Raw genomic sequence first — 13,413 nt, 5'->3', positions numbered from 1 at the left:
AATAATGAGTAATTTTGCAGTTTCCCTTCCTGATATCATTGCGGTATTACCGGCTGCAGGTATTGGCAGCCGTATGCAGGCTGATTGCCCTAAACAGTATTTAACTGTGGCTGGCAAGACAATCATTGAACATGCTATTTTTTCTTTGCTTCGGCATCCACGTGTCCAGCGGATTATTGTGGCAATACATCCTCAGGATACGCAGTTTTCAACGTTACCTATTGCGCAGGACCCGCGGATCACGCTTGTTCACGGTGGTGAGCAGCGGGCTGATTCGGTGATGGCTGGCTTACAATGTGCAGGGCAGACTGAGTGGGTGCTGGTTCATGATGCGGCTCGTCCTTGTTTGCATCTCGATGACCTTGAAAGGTTGTTGTCGATTATCGACCATAGCCATGTCGGGGGTATTCTGGCAGCACCAGTACGTGACACCATGAAGCGCAGTGAGGCCGTTGTCCAAATTGGCGATCATCCGGCCATTGCCCATACTGTAGGTCGTCAAGCGCTGTGGCATGCCCTGACACCTCAACTTTTCCCGCTTGAGTTATTAAAAACATGCTTGGCCCGCGCCTTGCGCGAAGGGGCGGTGGTCACTGATGAAGCTTCTGCATTAGAACATTGCGGCTATCATCCGATATTAGTGTCTGGTCGTTCGGATAATATCAAAGTGACGCGCCCTGAAGATCTGGCCTTGGCCGAGTTTTATTTAACCCAACGTCAATAGCCCAATTAATGGGTGTTGCAGCCAGTAAATTCCAGCAGGCTTGGCCCAGTCATTGTGATTCTGGTGAGTAAGAGCGGCTAATGCTGCTGCAACCTCAAGTAATAAAGGCATTATAAGGAGTGCAATTAATGCGAATTGGTCATGGTTTCGATGTTCATAAATTTGGCGGAGCTGGCCCACTTATTATCGGCGGTGTGCGTATCCCATATGAGATGGGCCTATTGGCACATTCCGACGGTGATGTCGCATTACATGCTGCTACCGATGCAATATTGGGGGCGGCTGCGTTAGGTGATATCGGCAAATTATTCCCTGATACCGATCCGGCATTTAAAGGTGCTGATAGCCGTGCTTTGCTGCGTGAAGCTTATCGCCGTATTCTGGCGAAAGGCTACCGGCTGGGTAATCTGGACATTACCATTATTGCCCAGGCACCTAAAATGGCTCCCCATATCCCGCAAATGCGCGTGCATTTGGCGGAAGACCTACAATGTCATATGGATGATATCAACGTAAAAGCTACCACCACGGAACAACTTGGTTTTACTGGCCGTGGTGAAGGTATTGCATGTGAAGCAGTGGCGCTTTTGGTTAAAGCATAACAGGGTTAAGGCATAACGATGGACATGGAAAATCTAACCTGGCTGCACGGCAAACCCAAAGCGAGTGGCATTTTAAAAGCCAATCCCGAAGATTTTGTGGTGGTTGAGGACTTAGGCTTTGAACCTGATGGCGAAGGCGAACATTTGCTGATCCGTATTCGCAAAAATGGCTGTAATACGCAATTTGTTGCTGACTATCTGGCGCGTTTTGCCAAGCTTCATCCGCGTTTAGTGAGCTATGCGGGTTTGAAAGATCGCCACGCTGTCACAGAGCAGTGGTTCTGTTTGCACCTACCGGGCAAAGAAGCACCGGATCTCGCTACGTTCGAGCTGGAAGGGTGTGAAGTGCTGGAAGCTGTGCGGCAGAAACGTAAGCTGCGTATCGGTTCACTGAAAGGCAATGCTTTTACCCTGGTGTTGCGTCATATCACTGATCGTCAGGATGTAGAACAACGGTTGCAGCAAATTGCCGCACAGGGAGTGCCCAACTATTTTGGCAGCCAACGGTTTGGCCGTGGTGGTAATAATCTGGTGCAGGCTCGTCTGTGGGCGAATAATGAGATTCGGGTCAAAGAGCGCAGTAAACGCAGCTTTTACTTGTCCGCTAGCCGTAGTGCAATGTTCAACCTGATTAGCAGTTGCCGTCTGGCGCAACAGCAAGCAACCACGGTGCTGACAGGCGATGCTTTACAGTTAACTGGTCGTGGCAGTTGGTTTGTGGCCAGTGCTGATGAATTGGTGGCGTTACAGCAGCGTGTTGATGCGGGTGAATTGAATGTGACGGCCCCACTGCCAGGCGACGGCGAACTGGGTACGCAGGATGAAGCATTGGCTTTTGAGCAGTCATGTATAGCGGATCAAAGTGAATTACTGGCGTTGATTAAGCGTGAACGTGTTGAGGGTGCTCGCCGGGCTGTACTGCTAAAGCCACAGAATATGGTGTGGAGCTGGTGGGATGACGTAACCCTTGAACTCAGCTTCTGGCTACCCGCGGGCAGTTTTGCCACCAGTGTGGTAAGGGAAATAATGAATCAGGATAATGCCGATGCTGCGGATATTGCTGAGTAACGACGACGGTATTTCTGCGCCAGGGATACAAGCGCTCGCCGCTGCATTGCGCGAGTTTGCGCAGGTACAAATCGTCGCCCCAGATCGTAATCGCAGCGGTTCTTCCAATGCACTGACTTTGGACTGTGCATTACGCATTACCACATTATCCAATGGCGATATTGCCGTGCAGCAAGGTACTCCGACAGATTGTGTCTATCTCGGAGTAAATGCGTTAATGCGCCCCCGGCCCGACATTGTGGTTTCCGGTATCAACGCAGGCCCGAACCTGGGGGATGATGTTATCTATTCCGGCACGGTGGCCGCCGCAATGGAAGGGCGGCATTTAGGCTTTCCTGCTCTGGCCGTGTCACTCAACGGTCATCAGCATTATGCTACGGCAGCAGCAGTCACTTGCCGTTTATTGCGTGCTTTACAACAAAAGCCGTTGCGTACCGGTAAGATACTTAATATTAATGTACCTGACTTACCCTTATCTGAAATTAAAGGTATTCGAGTCACACGTTGTGGTAGTCGCCATCCAGCAGAGCAGGTATTTTGTCAGCAGGACCCACGGGGGCAAGATCTCTATTGGATTGGGCCGCCGGGGGAGAAATTTGATGTAGCACCGGACACTGATTTTGCTGCGATTGAACAAGGTTATGTTTCTATAACACCACTTCAAGTTGATTTAACCGCCTATGCGGCGCAAGACGTGGTTGAAAACTGGTTAGCCAACATTACTGGTTAAAACACCTAGGGTGACGAGGAATGGTAAATAAACGCATGCAGACATTGTTGATGCTGTTACGTCAGCAAGGTATTCACGACGAGCGCTTGTTACAGGCGATCGAAGCGGTGCCGCGCGAGCGTTTTGTTGATGAGGCGTTGTCCCATAAGGCATATGAGAATACAGCTCTACCTATAGGTTCAGGGCAAACTATTTCTCAGCCGTACATGGTGGCACGGATGACCGAATTGTTGCAATTGACACCGACTTCTCGGGTATTAGAGATAGGTACCGGTTCTGGCTATCAGACCGCAATTTTGGCGCATTTAGTCGAACATGTCTGTTCAGTTGAACGAATCAAAGGGTTACAGTGGCAGGCAAAGCGTCGCCTAAAGCAACTGGATCTGCATAATGTCTCCACCCGCCATGGTGATGGCTGGTTAGGTTGGGCATCACGCGGGCCATTTGATGCGATCATTGTCACAGCAGCTCCACCAGAAATTCCAAGTGCCTTACTTGAACAATTGGATGAAGGTGGGATATTAGTTCTTCCCGTTGGGGAGCAGGCTCAAACCTTGAAATGTGTGCAACGCCGTAACAATGAATTCCAAATTGAGACGGTAGAGGCCGTGCGTTTTGTTCCTTTGGTTAAAGGTGATTTGGCCTGAATAAATGCCTTTAGACCCATCATACTTCAAGCTGCATGTGCGTTGGCTGCGCTCAATTGCCGCCTTCCTGCAACTTGAATTATTTAGGGTGTATTTCAGTCTTAATCTTTAACTAAAGTCGAAGTGCAGTTTTTTTGTGCTAAAGATTGGCCGAAAATCAGTAATATAAATTTTATGGTATGGCAGGCGCGGTATTGATAGCATGCGCGCTTCTGTATCTTGTTTCTTCAGTGCGAGTCAGCATGTGTCTTGGCCTGCACTGTGGAACCTTTTAATACTCGAAAATGAGTGGAATAGTCATATTCGGCATGGCGTTTTAACAGTCGTTAACTGACCACTTTAACTACAGTGTAAAAGGTATTTTGGATATATCGCTTATTATTGCTGTCATGGGGGAAGCATGAGCACGGGAAGCCCAATGATTACATTACGCCGGGTAGCGGCATGTACGGTTATGAGTTTATGGTTGGTAGGTTGTAGTAATGACTCCTCAACATCTGCGCCAATCAGCAGTGTTGGCGGTGATCGTTCAGGGACCATGCTAAGTGGCTCGGATACGAATAGTTCCGGTAGCCGCATCGTTTATAACCGTAGTTACAACAGTATCCCCAAGGGAAGTTACAACGGTAATACCTATACCGTTAAGCGTGGTGACACGCTGTTTTATATTGCCTGGATAACCGGGAATGACTTCCGTGATCTGGCAGCAAAAAACAATATTGCTGAGCCATATAGCCTGAATGTTGGACAATCTATCCAGTTGGGTAATGGGTCGGGTGGTGGAATGTTAGCCGCGACCGATGCCACATCAGGTGGAATGACAAAACCGCCGGCAAATATTCAGAACACAACTACAACGGTTGATTCTCAATCAACTAGCGCGTATTCTGGAAACTCGGGTAAACAGAATGTTGGTAAAATGTTACCAGCGTCAGGGGCAGTTGTCGCATCGACCGCACCTGTTACCGCGCCAAGCAGTACCATCAGTGATCCAACCAGTAATGGTGGTCCAGTCAGTAGCTGGAAATGGCCAACTGAGGGTAAAACGATCGATAGCTTCTCGGCTTCCGAAGGGGGCAATAAAGGGATAGATATCGCCGGTTCTCGTGGGCAACCCATCTTCGCTACAGCAAACGGGCGAGTTGTGTATGCTGGGAACGCACTGCGTGGTTACGGTAATCTTATTATCATCAAACATAATGATGATTACCTGAGCGCCTACGCTCATAACGATACAATGCTGGTCCGGGAACAAGAAGAAGTGAAGGCGGGTCAAAAAATAGCAACCATGGGTAGCACCGGAACCAGTTCAGTTAGATTGCATTTTGAAATTCGTTACAAGGGGAAATCCGTAAACCCGCTGCGTTACCTTCCGCAGCGATAGATTGGGCAGAATACGCTGTATTCTGCTCGCCGGATTCACGGGTAGGAGCAGCATATGAGCCAAAATACGCTGAAAGTTAACGAGTTGCATGAAGATGCTGATTTTGATGAAAACAGTACGGAAACTGAAATTTTCGACGAAAAAGCATTAGTAGAGGATGAACCTACTGAAAGCGAGTTAGCAGAAGATGAGCTGTTGGCGCAAGGTGTTACCCAGCGAGTGCTGGACGCGACGCAGCTCTATCTTGGTGAGATTGGTTATTCGCCGCTGTTAACCGCAGAAGAAGAGGTTTATTTTGCCCGGCGTGCATTGCGCGGTGATGTGCCTTCACGTCGGCGTATGATTGAAAGTAACTTGCGGTTGGTGGTGAAGATCGCCCGCCGTTACAGTAATCGCGGTTTAGCACTGCTGGATTTGATTGAAGAGGGAAACCTCGGTCTTATTCGGGCGGTGGAAAAATTTGATCCTGAACGCGGTTTCCGTTTCTCCACTTATGCCACTTGGTGGATTCGTCAAACGATTGAACGGGCGATAATGAACCAAACCCGGACCATCCGTTTACCTATCCATATCGTTAAAGAATTAAACGTTTATTTGCGTACTGCACGAGAACTTTCTCATAAATTGGATCATGAACCGAGCGCTGAAGAGATTGCTGAGCAACTCGACAAACCGGTTGATGACGTGAGCCGTATGTTACGTCTGAACGAACGTATCACTTCTGTTGATACACCGTTAGGCGGCGACTCAGAGAAAGCCTTGTTAGATATTCTGTCCGACGAAAATGAAAATGGTCCAGAAGATACAACGCAAGATGACGATATGAAGCAAAGTATCGTTAAATGGCTGTTTGAATTGAATGCTAAACAGCGCGAAGTGCTGGCCCGTCGTTTTGGTCTTTTAGGATATGAAGCAGCAACGCTGGAAGATGTTGGCCGTGAAATTGGTTTGACGCGTGAGCGTGTCCGCCAGATTCAGGTTGAAGGCTTACGTCGTTTGCGGGAAATTTTGCAAACACAAGGCTTGAGCATCGAGGCGTTGTTCCGTGAATAAATTTACCCGCCTTTCTGCAACACGAAATAGTTAGGGTATAGATAGTTATTCTTATAAAACACAAAAACGGTGAACAGATGTTCACCGTTTTTTTATGCCCGTTTACACCATATTCTTCAGGCGATAAATCCATTCCAATGCCTGACGTGGTGATAGTGAGTCTGGATCCAGTGCTTCCAATGCTTCAACCGCAGGTGGTGTCTCTTCATTTAACAATGTCAGTTGTGAGCCATCAATCTTGCTGGCTGCGGCATTATTAGACAATGACTCGAGCTCTTTCAGTTTTTGCCGTGCCCGCTTAATCACATCACGTGGTACACCGGCCAGGGCTGCGACTGCCAGACCATAACTTTTACTGGCTGCCCCATCCTGCACACTGTGCATGAAGGCGATAGTTTCGCCATGTTCCAGAGCATCAAGGTGGACGTTTACCACACCTTCCATTTTTTCCGGTAGGGTGGTTAACTCAAAGTAATGAGTGGCGAACAGCGTCATCGCTTTAATACGGCTCGCCAGATTTTCAGCACAAGCCCAGGCCAATGAAAGGCCATCATAAGTGGATGTACCGCGACCAATCTCATCCATCAGCACCAGACTTTGCTCCGTGGCGTTATGCAGGATATTGGCTGTTTCCGTCATTTCGACCATGAAGGTGGAACGGCCTGAAGCCAGATCGTCAGCGGCACCTACGCGGGTAAATATGCGATCAACCGGGCCAATGATAGCGCTTTCCGCTGGAACATAACTCCCCATGTGTGCCAACAAAACTATTAAGGCTGTTTGGCGCATATAGGTACTTTTACCCCCCATATTCGGGCCGGTAATGATCAGCATCCGCCGCTGAGGTGATAACGTCAGCGGGTTAGAAATAAAGGGCTCACTGAGAACCTGCTCGACGACCGGATGGCGGCCAGCGGTAATTTTAATCCCCGGTTTATCACTCAGGGTTGGGCAGTTGTAGTTAAGTGTTTCCGCTCTTTCAGCCAGATTCGCCAGTACATCCAGTTCCGCCAACGCATTAGCACTGATTTGCAATTCAGGCAGATGTGGCAACAGAAGATCGAAAATCTCTTCATATAACCCTTTTTCAATCGCCAGCGCTTTGCCTTTAGAGGTCAGAACCTTGTCTTCATACTCTTTCAGTTCTGGAATGATATAGCGCTCAGCATTCTTCAGGGTTTGTCTACGGACATAATGAATCGGAACCAAGTGGCTCTGACCACGACTTACCTGAATGTAATAGCCGTGGACGCCATTAAAACCGACCTTCAGTGTATCCAGGCCCAGCTTTTCACGTTCACGGATCTCCAGCCGATCCAGATAATCGGTAGCACCATCGGCCAGAGCTCGCCATTCATCGAGTTCAGAATTATAACCCGGCGCAATGACACCACCATCACGTACTAACACTGGCGGTGCTTCTACAATTGCCCGCACCAACAGATCCTGTAATTCATCAAACTGACCGACTTGTGACAACAAATTTTGCACGTGGGGAACATCCACCGATTGCAGTAGATGGTGAATCTCCGGCAATTGCTGGAAAGCATGGCGCATCCGCGCTAAATCTCTTGGGCGCGCAGTGCGCAGCGCCAAACGAGCCAGAATACGTTCTAAGTCGCCTACCTGACGCAACGGCGTTTGCAGTTCGGCGGTGATATCTTGTAAGCCGCCGATTGCTTGTTGGCGATCGCTTAATACCTTGATATCGCGAACCGGCATATGCAGCCAGCGTTTTAGCATGCGGCTGCCCATTGCGGTCACACTGCAATCGAGAATAGCAGCTAACGTATTTTCAGACCCACCAGACAGGTTCTGGGTCAGTTCAAGGTTACGACGGGTCGCGGCATCCATAACAATGCCATCTTGCTGGCGCTCCATGGTTAAACCGCGGATATGGGGTAGAGAGGTACGTTGGGTATCTTTGACATATTGCAGTAGGCAACCCGCAGCGCGCAGTGCTTGATGGGCTTGCTCTACACCAAACCCGATTAAATCACGGGTGCCGAATTGCAGATTAAGCTGCTGACGGGCGGTTTCTAGCTCAAACTCCCATAATGGACGGCGGCGCAAGCCATGCCGGTGTTCTATCAACGACATCTGCTCAAAGTTTTCTGGGTAAAGTAACTCTGCGGGATGCGTTCGCTGCAACTCGGCAGCCATGGTTTCAAGATCTGCGGGTTGTGCAACCCTAAAACGACCGGAGCTGATATCTAACGTCGCATAGCCAAAACCGCGCGCATCCTGCCAGATAGCCGCCAGCAGATTATCCTGACGTTCTTGTAGCAGAGCTTCATCACTGACAGTACCTGGTGTCACGATACGCACTACTTTACGCTCAACTGGCCCTTTACTGGTGGCGGGATCACCGATTTGCTCGCAAATTGCGGCAGACTCACCTAACTGGACCAGCTTCGCCAGATAGTTTTCTATCGAATGATAAGGTACCCCAGCCATCGGAATAGGCTCACCTGCGGAGGCTCCGCGTTTAGTGAGTGAGATATCCAGTAGCTGTGAAGCTCGCTTGGCATCACTGTAGAACAGTTCGTAAAAATCCCCCATCCGGTAGAACAATAGAATGTCAGGATGCTGGGCCTTGAGCCGAAGATACTGCTGCATCATCGGGGTGTGAGAATCGAGTTTATCGGTATTATTCATGTGGTTATGATTTATAGTCCATTGAATTTAAAGTTAATTGTGATTTTTATTATTATCGTTAGCTATCACATGATTTTACGGTTAACACGGAAATCTCGCTATCAATGCCGGCACAACAGCCGATAAAAATAAGCTATGAGCTTGAAACAGAAGGGCTGTAATTACAACCATTCATCAAGTCCTTTTTCCAGCCGATATACTAGCCCAGCAGCCCCAAAACTGACATAGGTAAAACTCGAGGCTGCCCGCAAACGGTGTAATAAGCCCCTTGATTTAGGGGCCAGGTGATTTGTGATTGCTGATAAGGTCGGCGTTATTGAAAGGCTGGGTTGGCGGGGAATAAAGCGCGAGCAGTTTGGTACAACTGATCGGCGTAAGCTGTTTCCTTCTGATACCGAGCAATCATGATCAGACTTTGATAAACATTCGGATCATTGTGTAATTGAATATACTGCTCGGCCCATACCCTAAATTGGCGCAATAACATGGGGTCAGGATGCTGGTTAAATCGCAATAATAGATTAACATTTCTTATATATTGATACCTTTCCCACTGGATATAGGGATTGGTCAGGCTATCTAAAGGCTGCATGTTAACCAAGCCACTTCTCTCGGCCAGTGTGAGTACCCGGCCAGTTTTAAAGCCTGTCACCATAAACACCAGTGTGCATAGCGCCGATAAAATCACGGCAGTGTGCAGCCAGCGTTGCCAGCAAGTTGGCTTCGATGTGGTGGGTTGCAGCATATCTTCTGTAACCATCAGGCGGCCAAGTAAAATCAGCACCAGCCAGTGGGCTGCTGATTGATAAAGAGGGAACTCCGTCATCAAATGCAACGCGATCGGCAACGTGAGAACCCACAGAGGGAAAACGGTTTTTGGTTGCATTAAGAGTGGCTTCACATAGCCGATAGCCAATAGCAACATCCCGATCAGTGCGGCAATGCCACCCTCAACCCAACCATAAAGCACTTCATTATGAGGGTGGGAAGGATAGGTTAAGTAAGTCGGTACCCGCCAGTGCTGCGCCAATTCATGGGCAAAACTTGACTCAAAGCTACCATATCCCCAACCCTGCCATGGGTGCTGCTGTATCATCTGCCAGGTATATTGCAGTATCAGCCAGCGCTCGGTGTTGCTGGCATCTTTGGATACATGCATACCGATATTCATCTGTTCCAACAGATAAACGGCGACCAGTAAACTCAGCAGGCTACTCAGCCACACCCAGGCTATCTGTCGCTGACGCCAGTAATATAGCGACAGTAATAGCAAGGTTGTTATCCCGCCAACCCAACCGATCCTTGATTGCAACAGCACCAATAAGCCTGGGAATAGCAGCAGGGTAAGTGTGCTGATGCCTCGAACGGCCCGCTTGCTTGATAACATAAACAGATAGATTGCAATGCTATAACCGGTTGCCAGGTAACTGGCCAGTACATTGGTTTGCTGGAATATGCCATAAGGCCGCTGTGCACTATCAAATTCCATCCAATTATCGGATGTAAAAACAAAAAATTGCAACAGAGTCAGCACAGCTTGCCCCCAGGCCGACAAGAGGATGATCACCAGCCATCTCTGTCGCAGGGCTACATTCAGTTTCAGGCGGAACAACCCCAGTAGCAGTATTATCCCACCCCACAGGCCTAAAATCCGCGGTAACCAGGCAACGACATGCGGTAATGAGGCAGGAAATAGCCCCGGCAGGCTTATCATCAAGGCGCCAAACAGCAGCCACAAACGGCCAGGAGAATTTACAAGCTGAGTGGCTTCAGTATGGGGTAAATAGAGTGTTATCGTCAGCAGTGCCATCATGGCCCAGATGATTATATTGGCAGGAAGATGAAGCCCAGCCCCTCCTCGGTTGATTTCATAGTGCATCATGGTGACAAAGGTAATGGACATCAGCGCCATAACAACAAGGTTGAGCACTGGTACTGAAAGAGTGGGTCTTATAGATGGGGGTAAACAAAGTTTCATTTTTCTATCAACAAGTTACATATATAGCTAACATCCTGTTGTACGGAAACAGGTTAACTAATTGTCCAATATTGGGGTTATAACAGCTCAATGGGATAGTGTCTGGCAGCAATTAAAGCTGAATCTTTATTGCTATTCAAATTTATCTCGTTGAAAAATAATGTTTTTATTCTAAGATGATGGCCATTTCATTTTTTTTCTGGCTGAGTAACAAACCAGCGTAATGAGTTCATCACTTTGGTTTCTGACATTCTGGCCCTGTCTTCCTCGACTAGCTTCATTAATACCAATCTTGCCGTATAAATATCCAAGTGCGCTTTATCGGCAAGTTCTCTGGTTTTTGGCCAATTGATAACAGGTGGTGGCGACTCAGTAAACTGCTCCATTAACGAATTACAGTGGTTCTCCAGAATACCCATCACTTCTTCTTTTCTCTGATTCTTCGGTTTCATTGTTATTTACCCTATTAAATTTATATGTTGAGAATGTATAACTTTAAATTTCCTATATTCTTTATTTCTAATCAGTGCTTCCTACATATTATGTGGATATTTCCTACGCCATCGGTAATTGTTCTTACATTAACGTGGTTGTGTTCTCATTCCTTTTTATATGTTTTTATATTCTGTATTTTGTCACCCAGTATCTTACGCTCAGAATTTAACTTTTTGTCATTTTTGCCGCATAAGGAAAATAGGGTTATTAATTTGCATGTGAAATAAATGATATTTTAAGTAATTTAATAAAAACCTTTAAAATCAATCTATTGATTTATTTTTTATGGGTTTTGTTGAGATTTAACATATAAAAAAACCAAGCTAACCTAAGAAGGAATCAAAGGGTTCTCGGGTGTTTATACCATTATTACTAAGGTTTTTCTGCTTCTTAGGCTGAAATGTTAAGGATTTAATGTCGATTATAGATTGGGTCATGAAATAAGCAATCATTAATTTTGAAAAATCGCTCTTTAGCGATCAAATGTGTCGGGATGCTTATTTTTGGAGTGTTATATGTCGAGGGTATAATGTTTATCGATCAATCTTATCGATTTTATTTAGTTACTGTAATCAATTAAGTTAAACACTCTGAATTATAGTTATTTGAATTAAATGACTATCAACTAGATGCCTATATTTGTATTATCTGCCTCGAACAAAATAAGGGCTTTAAACGTTATTTGAATTTTTTTCTTAATGTGCAGGCGTTACCAATGCCTACATATTGACTTTATGGCTCTGTGCAGTTCTCAGCTTGTCCTTTGGTATTTTAACGGCAAGAAGCAACATGCATTTGTATTTTAAAACAACTTCTACGCGGTATTTACTTTGATTTTTTCAAAGCAAATCAGTGTATTAAATTTTAATTGTGTATAAAGGAATCACGTAATGAAACTGAATAAAACAATCTTGGCTGCTGCTCTGGTATTAGGTTTTGCTTCTATGGCTAACGCTGCTGATCAAGGCCAGGGTACTGTGACTTTCAATGGTTCAATCATTGATGCACCTTGCTCAATCGCATCAGGTTCTGATTCTCAGACTGTTGAAATGGGTCAGATCTCTAACGTACTTCTGCAGAATGGCGGCAAATCAAACCCTGCCAAAAAGTTCGACATCAAACTGGAAAACTGTGACATCGCTACTCTGAAAACTGTAACCACTACTTTTAGCGGTGCAGAATCAGAAGCAGTACCTGGCCTGCTGGGCATCACTGGTCTGGCTGAAGGCGCTGGTATCGCCATCGTTGATGGTACTGGTTCTGTTGTGAAACTGGGTCAAGCAACTGCTGAACAGACTCTGATCACCGGCAACAACACTTTGGCATTCTCTGCTTACCTGCAGGGCAGCACAGCTTCTGACGCTATCAAACCAGGTAGCTTCTCAAGCGTAGCTAACTTCATGCTGGCTTACCAATAAGCCCCCCTTTTTTAATTGGACATGCGGATTTATCCGCATGTCTTTTCTCTTGAGAAAGATACGTATTGGATGAGTTAGGTGATTTATGTCCAGGTCTTTTTTTTTGATAGTGCCTCCTTCCTTACTGATGGCGTTATTGCTGAGTTTACCGGTAACGGCAGATCCCATGAAAACAGCCTGGGGCCGCGTGAGTATGGAAGGAAGTATTACTGATACTGCTTGTGCGATAGAGCCCGGAAGCTTGGAACAGACCATCGATATGGCGATTTTGCCTATTGGTAAATTGGTTCAGAACGGTGCAGGGGATGAACACCCGTTTGAGATTCGGTTGCTGCATTGCACGATAGCTCACCCTGATCCAGATAAGTCGAACCAGCAGCATTTTGTTGTGACATTTGACGGTGCCGCAGACGGTAATAATTTTGCAGTTAATGGTGAAGCCGAAGGAGTGGCAATGCAAATTATTGATGATAAAGGCAATGTTTCGACGCCAGGGGTGGCATCACCGGAGATCAATATAATTCCTGCTGATATGAAACTCAATTATGCCCTGCGGTTAGTGGGCAATGGTAAGACACTGCGTGCTGGAACTTATCATTCTAGCGTTCGTTTCAAATTGGATTATTACTGATTTCAATGAGTAAGGTGACATATCC

The 13,413-nt window shown here is 46.8% G+C and carries 12 protein-coding genes; 9 read left to right on the top strand and 3 right to left on the bottom strand.

Features of this window, described 5'->3' with window-relative positions:
* The first annotated feature begins 4 nt into the window (after positions 1-4).
* The 7 genes from ispD (at position 5) to rpoS (ending at position 6,208) form a co-directional block, all read left to right on the top strand.
* A complete protein-coding gene (gene ispD, locus V2A84_RS14940) occupies positions 5-724 on the top strand; it encodes a 2-C-methyl-D-erythritol 4-phosphate cytidylyltransferase (protein WP_102970468.1) in 720 nt (239 codons plus the stop codon).
* A 128-nt stretch (positions 725-852) separates the two neighbouring features.
* Positions 853-1,326: a 2-C-methyl-D-erythritol 2,4-cyclodiphosphate synthase gene (gene ispF, locus V2A84_RS14935; RefSeq protein WP_083160395.1), complete on the top strand. Its 474-nt coding sequence runs from the start codon at positions 853-855 to the stop codon at positions 1,324-1,326.
* 18 nt (positions 1,327-1,344) lie between these two features.
* On the top strand, positions 1,345-2,394 hold the full coding sequence (gene truD, locus V2A84_RS14930) for a tRNA pseudouridine(13) synthase TruD (protein ID WP_083160393.1): 1,050 nt from the start codon (positions 1,345-1,347) through the stop codon (positions 2,392-2,394).
* Positions 2,372-3,124, top strand: a complete 753-nt coding sequence (gene surE, locus V2A84_RS14925) for a 5'/3'-nucleotidase SurE (RefSeq protein ID WP_083160391.1) — start codon at positions 2,372-2,374, stop codon at positions 3,122-3,124. The genes truD and surE overlap by 23 nt, the downstream gene beginning before the upstream one ends.
* Before the next feature lie 20 nt (positions 3,125-3,144).
* Positions 3,145-3,771, top strand: coding sequence for a protein-L-isoaspartate(D-aspartate) O-methyltransferase (locus tag V2A84_RS14920; protein ID WP_442848938.1), 627 nt, complete (start codon positions 3,145-3,147; stop codon positions 3,769-3,771).
* Between the two features lie 418 nt (positions 3,772-4,189).
* Positions 4,190-5,155, top strand: coding sequence for a murein hydrolase activator NlpD (gene nlpD / locus V2A84_RS14915; RefSeq protein ID WP_193784841.1), 966 nt, complete (start codon positions 4,190-4,192; stop codon positions 5,153-5,155).
* A 54-nt stretch (positions 5,156-5,209) separates the two neighbouring features.
* A complete protein-coding gene (rpoS, locus tag V2A84_RS14910) occupies positions 5,210-6,208 on the top strand; it encodes an RNA polymerase sigma factor RpoS (RefSeq protein WP_019210991.1) in 999 nt (332 codons plus the stop codon).
* 102 nt (positions 6,209-6,310) lie between these two features.
* On the opposite strand, the gene mutS is transcribed toward rpoS, so the two are convergent.
* From mutS to V2A84_RS14895, 3 genes are all read right to left on the bottom strand, one after another.
* Entirely contained in the window at positions 6,311-8,866 is a 2,556-nt protein-coding gene (gene mutS / locus V2A84_RS14905) for a DNA mismatch repair protein MutS (RefSeq protein WP_442848114.1), read from the bottom strand.
* A gap of 313 nt (positions 8,867-9,179) precedes the next feature.
* On the bottom strand, positions 9,180-10,769 hold the full coding sequence (locus V2A84_RS14900) for a Wzy polymerase domain-containing protein (RefSeq protein WP_442848113.1): 1,590 nt from the start codon (positions 10,767-10,769) through the stop codon (positions 9,180-9,182).
* 263 nt (positions 10,770-11,032) lie between these two features.
* Positions 11,033-11,296, bottom strand: coding sequence for a faeA-like family protein (locus V2A84_RS14895; protein ID WP_442821245.1), 264 nt, complete (start codon positions 11,294-11,296; stop codon positions 11,033-11,035).
* A 933-nt stretch (positions 11,297-12,229) separates the two neighbouring features.
* On the opposite strand from V2A84_RS14895, the gene V2A84_RS14890 reads away from it, so the two are divergent.
* Entirely contained in the window at positions 12,230-12,757 is a 528-nt protein-coding gene (locus tag V2A84_RS14890; RefSeq protein WP_083160381.1) for a fimbrial protein, read from the top strand.
* Between the two features lie 127 nt (positions 12,758-12,884).
* The gene (locus V2A84_RS14885) at positions 12,885-13,388 is read left to right on the top strand and encodes a fimbrial protein (RefSeq protein ID WP_193784840.1); all 504 of its coding nucleotides are present in this window, start codon (positions 12,885-12,887) and stop codon (positions 13,386-13,388) included.
* The last annotated feature ends 25 nt before the right edge of the window (positions 13,389-13,413 follow it).

Source organism: Yersinia sp. 2553 StPb PI (genome assembly GCF_052217105.1).
Classification (GTDB): domain Bacteria; phylum Pseudomonadota; class Gammaproteobacteria; order Enterobacterales; family Enterobacteriaceae; genus Yersinia; species Yersinia enterocolitica_E.
This window is presented reverse-complemented; position numbering and strand designations above follow the sequence as displayed.

Coding starts and splice junctions, on each gene's coding strand:
- ispD (WP_102970468.1), top strand. CDS start 5: ATGAGTAATTTTGCAGTTTCCCTTCCTGATATCATTGCGGTATTACCG.
- ispF (WP_083160395.1), top strand. CDS start 853: ATGCGAATTGGTCATGGTTTCGATGTTCATAAATTTGGCGGAGCTGGC.
- truD (WP_083160393.1), top strand. CDS start 1,345: ATGGACATGGAAAATCTAACCTGGCTGCACGGCAAACCCAAAGCGAGT.
- surE (WP_083160391.1), top strand. CDS start 2,372: ATGCTGCGGATATTGCTGAGTAACGACGACGGTATTTCTGCGCCAGGG.
- V2A84_RS14920 (WP_442848938.1), top strand. CDS start 3,145: ATGGTAAATAAACGCATGCAGACATTGTTGATGCTGTTACGTCAGCAA.
- nlpD (WP_193784841.1), top strand. CDS start 4,190: ATGATTACATTACGCCGGGTAGCGGCATGTACGGTTATGAGTTTATGG.
- rpoS (WP_019210991.1), top strand. CDS start 5,210: ATGAGCCAAAATACGCTGAAAGTTAACGAGTTGCATGAAGATGCTGAT.
- mutS (WP_442848114.1), bottom strand. CDS start 8,866: ATGAATAATACCGATAAACTCGATTCTCACACCCCGATGATGCAGCAG.
- V2A84_RS14900 (WP_442848113.1), bottom strand. CDS start 10,769: ATGTCCATTACCTTTGTCACCATGATGCACTATGAAATCAACCGAGGA.
- V2A84_RS14895 (WP_442821245.1), bottom strand. CDS start 11,296: ATGAAACCGAAGAATCAGAGAAAAGAAGAAGTGATGGGTATTCTGGAG.
- V2A84_RS14890 (WP_083160381.1), top strand. CDS start 12,230: ATGAAACTGAATAAAACAATCTTGGCTGCTGCTCTGGTATTAGGTTTT.
- V2A84_RS14885 (WP_193784840.1), top strand. CDS start 12,885: ATGGCGTTATTGCTGAGTTTACCGGTAACGGCAGATCCCATGAAAACA.